This window comes from Massilia sp. DJPM01 (assembly GCF_030348125.1).
GTDB classification, from domain to species: domain Bacteria; phylum Pseudomonadota; class Gammaproteobacteria; order Burkholderiales; family Burkholderiaceae_D; genus Telluria_A; species Telluria_A frigida.
Genome location: NZ_JAQOZV010000179.1, coordinates 1 through 1,112 on the forward strand (window position 1 = coordinate 1; position 1,112 = coordinate 1,112).

The 1,112-nt window shown below is 64.6% G+C and carries 1 protein-coding gene; it reads right to left on the bottom strand.

Annotation, left to right across the window (positions count from 1 at the left end):
* On the bottom strand, nt 1-965 hold a 965-nt coding region (locus PO883_RS34495; RefSeq protein ID WP_289313808.1), incomplete at its 3' end, for an ISL3 family transposase.
* Between the last annotated feature and the right edge of the window lie 147 nt (nt 966-1,112).

Consider the following 1,112-nt stretch of genomic DNA (forward strand, 5'->3'; position numbering starts at 1 on the left):
TCCCGCAATGCTTCTTTCAGCCGCCACGCCCTTGCGGTCTTGAGCCGGGAACGCTGCAAGAGATACATCGTGTCGCGCTGGCGCGCCGTCCAGCTGTGCGCGTCGCGGCGCATGCCCCACATCAACGCACGGACGGTCTTGCGTTCGGTCCCCAAGGCGCTGCGAACGACGCGCGGATGCTCCGCCATTTCCAGCTTGCGTACCTTGTCCATCGCATCGTTGGCCAAGGCGATCACGTGGAAGCGATCGAAGCTGATCTGGGCCTGCGGCAATTGCTCGGTGACGCCCTTGATGTAGGCCTGGCCCATGTCCATGCAGACGTGCTCGATCCGCTGCGGCTGCCCGCCATGGGCGATCAGATCGGCCTTGAAAGCGCCCACCGTCTCGTGGTCGCGGCCTTCGGTGGCGAACAGCAGGCGCTTGGCATCGAAGTCGTGAACGACCGTTACGTACTGGTGACCGCGCCGAAGGCTGGTCTCGTCGATTCCGATGAGCTTCACCTCGCTCATGTCATCCTTGCCGCGCGCCACCGCGACGTAATGGCCGACGCTGCGCCACAGGCGATGCGCCGTCACACGCAGCAGCCGGGCAGTCTCGGCCACGGTCATTGTTTGGCACAAGGACATGGCCAGAGCCTCGAACAGTAGAGTGAAATGACTGCCAGGGCGCGACCATGGGACCTCGATGCGCGAGGTCTTTCCGCAGGAGCGGCAGCGCACGCGCGGTACTTCTGCGTGCACCCAAGCTTCAAATTGAAAGAAATCGAGGTGCCGCCAGCTGCGCTGCATGCGGCTGTGGATCTTCTGCGCCGGCGCCTTGCAGGCGGGGCAGGCCATTTCCTCGCTTTGATAGCGAACTTCAAAGTCGATCCGTCTCGCTCCCGTGTCGAGCTTCAATTCGCTCACCTCCCACGGGGCTTGCAAGCCCAGTGCGGTGGTGAACAGGGTTTCCATGCCAATACTCAAACTGCCCTCTCCAGCCGGAAACGCCGGCACGCCTGTTGTCCAAGGTCGCCGCCACGGCCTGCCGCGTCGGCGGCCATGGACCAGCGTATGCGCCCTGCATGCCGTCAAGGGTGCGCTACGCCGGCACGCGCGCAGCGCGCGCCGCCC